At 43.3% G+C, this 4,159-nt stretch carries 5 protein-coding genes; 4 read left to right on the plus strand and 1 reads right to left on the minus strand.

What is annotated here, in order from left to right:
- The coding region (locus tag A3766_RS12915; RefSeq protein WP_197479561.1) for a VanZ family protein at nt 1-341 on the plus strand (341 nt) is incomplete at its 5' end.
- Between the two features lie 72 nt (nt 342-413).
- Here A3766_RS12915 and A3766_RS12920 read toward each other — a convergent pair.
- On the minus strand, nt 414-1,496 hold the full coding sequence (locus A3766_RS12920) for a glycosyltransferase family 4 protein (RefSeq protein WP_068511708.1): 1,083 nt from the start codon (nt 1,494-1,496) through the stop codon (nt 414-416).
- Nucleotides 1,497-1,606: 110 nt separating this feature from the next.
- On the opposite strand from A3766_RS12920, the gene A3766_RS12925 reads away from it, so the two are divergent.
- The 3 genes from A3766_RS12925 to A3766_RS12935 all read left to right on the plus strand — a co-directional run.
- The gene (locus A3766_RS12925) at nt 1,607-2,644 is read left to right on the plus strand and encodes a glycosyltransferase family 2 protein (RefSeq protein ID WP_068511706.1); all 1,038 of its coding nucleotides are present in this window, start codon (nt 1,607-1,609) and stop codon (nt 2,642-2,644) included.
- Between the two features lie 45 nt (nt 2,645-2,689).
- On the plus strand, nt 2,690-3,790 hold the full coding sequence (locus A3766_RS12930) for a glycosyltransferase family 4 protein (RefSeq protein WP_369808629.1): 1,101 nt from the start codon (nt 2,690-2,692) through the stop codon (nt 3,788-3,790).
- On the plus strand, nt 3,777-4,159 hold a 383-nt coding region (locus A3766_RS12935; protein WP_197479562.1), incomplete at its 3' end, for a hypothetical protein. The genes A3766_RS12930 and A3766_RS12935, both read left to right, overlap by 14 nt.

Raw genomic sequence — 4,159 nt, forward strand, 5'->3', positions numbered from 1 at the left:
AAGCAATAAAACAAAAGCTTATCTACGATAGCAACGTCATACCTTTCAAGGCTCACTTCTCAGCACGGTCAATTGGCGCCGCAGTTGACATCGTTCGAGAAGTCCTACTCTATTTACCCCTTGGCAGCTTATTATCACTATACCTGAGTCTAAAATATAAAACGCTCGTAATTCTTACCGTCACCTTGTTATATGGATTGAGCATTGAACTACTGCAAGTTCTCGTTATTGGTCGTTATGTCGATTTAACTGACTGCTTATTAGCATCGCTAGGCGGGCTTATTGGTGCCACCACGGCACATTTATTCGCTTCGGCTAGTCCGTCAGTGAAGGAGCATTAACCGAGCGCTACAAAATTAGACAACACTCGGAACTAAAGCCAGCCCTTTCTTCAGCTTTCACAGGCAAAGTGTTTAGCCTTGATAACACTTTTGATACTCTTCATTAGCAGACTCCAACGAAAAGTTCTCAATCATATGCTCCCTTGCTTTTTCACCCAAGCTTCGACGCAACTCATCATCTTCACATAATTGTGTAATAAGTTTTGTCAGGTTCTCAACATCAGCATACTCATATAAAAAGCCGGTTTGATCATCCAATACTAACTTAGGGCTATCCCCCACATTTGTCGCTATCACGGGTATTCTTCTCGCCATAGCTTCCATAATGGCCAAAGAAAGCCCTTCCTGCTCAGAGCAAACCGCCAAGACATCGAAAGAGCCGTACACCTTATCTCTATCAAGCTCCATCCCGTGAAATATACACTGCCCATCGTTCAAAGCCTCTAAAGCCAAAGCTTCTAACTTGCTGCGTTCAGGACCATCACCAAAGAAGTGGATTTCTATCTTTTCTCTCAATGTAGCATCCAACCGACTAACCGCATTGATCAGGCCTTTCTGCCCTTTCAATGCCACCATGCGCCCCACAGAACCTATACGAAGCTTCGTTGACTCGATGTTAGCCACTTGCAGTGGTACAAACACACCATTGCTAATCGTCACAAGTTTTGACTCTTTCCAACCGTGCGTATTGTAGAAAGCCTTCTTCCCTGCATCAGAGACAAAAGTCACCCAAGATACAAACAAGTTGGCGAAACGATGAATTAAACGCCACTTCTTACTCGCCAAAGGAGCGATTCCATGCCTTGTATAAACTATTCGAACCCCCAACAAAAATAGAAAAGGCAATAGAGGAACAAAAAAGCGTAAACCAAATGGACTATGGATATGCAATACGCTTTTGGAAGACTTTGTACGGAAATAGTGCCATACCGCCTTGTAGTCACGAAAACGGTCACCTGAAGATAAAATACAATTCAGGGATTGCTTTGATGCTTCGGTATCTAATGCACACTCTTCGGAAGAGCAGGAAAATACCTCAACATGATCACCGGCTTGTTCTTGTACCGCCGATAAGTCCAATACAAAGCGTTCAGCACCACCAACCTTAAGGCTAGAAAGAACATGTAGAACCCTTGCGCCACCGTTTACTGCCATATAATGTGAATCCTTCGCTCATGTCTTGATAATTTCACTTTACTCTATCGTAGAATCGAGTATAAAACTATTCTGAATTATTATTGTTACATTGCTTACTTGGGTCGACTATGGAAAATCTAGCTCAAAAACCAGTTACTATTGTTATTTCACCTAGGGACAGATACACCGGCTTAGAAAAGTGTATCGAAAACGTCTACCAGTTTACCGATTCAAAACTGTTCAACCTAATCATACTTGACCTAGGCTACCCTAAGTCGATCATAGAGTTAGCAAAAAAGGCCCTGCAAGGAAAAGATAACGCCAAAATTATCGACTACGGCTTTATCATCCCAATCGATGCAATGTCGAAAGTGCGAAACGAAATAAATACTAAATACACTGTTTTCTTAGATAACGATTCACGCACAACTGAGGGCTGGTTACCGCCTATCATCGAAACAGGTGACCAAAAAGAAGCAGCTGTCATCTACCCCGTAACCCTGGAATCCTCTGGCGTTGATGAAGGTGCAGACTTGCGCAATCACCTTTTTACCACCGAACTACGTGCAGTCGATGTAGAAAACACTCCCTACCTGATCGAAGAAAAGACCTTCCGTCGGACCTTACCAGAAGACCTGCCGCAAGAAGTGACTGAAAGCCAAGCGTTTGAGCTTCATTGCGTTATGTTCAATACCGAAGTCCTGAAAAGCCTTGAACTCCCGCACATGACTATCCGAGAGCACCTGGATATCGGCATGCAGCTGAAGAACCGAGGCCTAAAGCTTTATGTAGAGCCTCGTTGCAATATTATCTTTGATAACTTAGGCACTCGTGCCAGCCTCTCAGACCTTAAATACTTTAACTTACGCTGGAACAGCAAAATCACTGAGTCATCCAGCCGACTATTTGAGAAGCGATGGGGCTATAACTTCTACTCTGAGCAATCCATATATAACTGGGCGATTAGGCGACGCATATTCCTGGTTTTAAGGTGGATGCATATTCCTAACGGCCTAGCGAACAAAATTGACCGAGTTTTCTTTGCAGTTAGAAGGCGTTTATTTCCCATCTGGGACCCTTTAAGTAACCCTAACGAACAGTCTCGCTTACTATATGATGATTTTGGCGGTAATGCGCCAGAGCAAAAAAGCCACGCTACGAAATAAAGTAACCGATATGTTTGCTGAAGGAGCAAAACCATTAATATTTTAATCGTCGCAAATTCTCTAGACAAAGGTGGCCGAACGAAACGAATCAGCCAAGAGAAATCTGGTCTTGAAGCACTTGGTCATTCCGTCTTTCTTGCATCGTTTGAGCCACCACCTTCGTGGGTGTTAGAACAACACCAGGACAGCACTAACTGGCTGTGCCTCACTAAGAAAGAAGGCAAGTTTGATTTCGCTCTGATCCGGCAATTAATCAACACACTAAAAACAATGAAGATCGATATTGTACATGCGCATTGTGAAGCTTCTGCACTCTATGCAGGTCTCGCATGTAAGTTAACACGAAAACCAATAATCGGTACTTATCACCGCTCAGAACTACGTTATTATCAACCCACCCTAAAGAACAAACTCTCTGCTTGGTTATTGAATCATTACATCGCTATATCGAATGAGAGAAAGCTGCGCATGGTGAATCAGCTTGGTATAAACGATAAAAAAACAACCACCATTCATGGTGGCGTAGAACTAAGCGAAGTACCCCAACCTGAAGGTAATGCGACACAAGCAGCAAAAGACAAGTTAGCACTTAATGGGCGTATTTTATTCTCTGCAGGTCATTTAGGGCCCATTAAAGGGCATGACGACAGTATCGAAGCCTTAGCACTATTGAAACAAAAGTCCCCTAAGGTTCTCGATAGCACTCACCTATACATTGCTGGCGACGGGGCACCTCAAGACTATGAGCGACTTAGAACGCACATTAGAGATAAAGGCCTGGAAGATAAAATCACCCTACTCGGCCAGGTCACCAATGTAATGGATTGGATGCAGGCCTGCGATATCTTTCTACAACCCTCCCGAGAAGAAGGTTTCGGCTTGGTTTTCATCGAGGCTGGCATATGCCATAAGCCGACACTGGCAACCCAGGTTGGCGGCATCCCTGACATCATCATTAATGAAGAAACTGGCATTTTGGTACCACCAGAAAGCCCCAAGGTATTGGCAGAAAAGTTAGATTTACTTTTAAATAACGACTCGCTCGCACAAAAGTTAGGAGAACAGGCCCACCAAAGAACCCTGGATCACTTCTTACTCTCTGACCAGATTCAGAAGTTGGAGAAAGTTTATCGTGATCAGCTCTAAACACAAAGCTCTATTCGGCATCTACTTACTTGCTCTTCACGTATTTGCCGCATTCTTGTTCAATAAAACTTATACATTTCAAAAAGTGCTAATCGACCTTGGCCTAGAGCAACGCCCCTACGTTAATAGTCCCACCTATAAAGCAACACTCGCCCACCAGTTAAGGCGAGATGGAAATACCTCTCCCGAGTCTATCGCATTCTTCGGAGATAGCATGATACAAGGCTTAAATACTAGCGCGATTATAGATAGAAGCGAGAACTACGGTATTGGTTTCGATACAACTGAAGGTTTGTTAAATAGATTATCTCAATATCGTTCAAGCCAAATTGCTAACACTATTATTATTTGTATTGGTACTAACGATCT

The sequence above is a fragment of the Oleiphilus sp. HI0132 genome (genome assembly GCF_001635845.1).

Excerpts from the sequence above, each read along its gene's own strand:
- A3766_RS12920 (WP_068511708.1), bottom strand. The coding sequence starts at position 1,496 with ATGGCAGTAAACGGTGGCGCAAGGGTTCTACATGTTCTTTCTAGCCTT.
- A3766_RS12925 (WP_068511706.1), top strand. The coding sequence starts at position 1,607 with ATGGAAAATCTAGCTCAAAAACCAGTTACTATTGTTATTTCACCTAGG.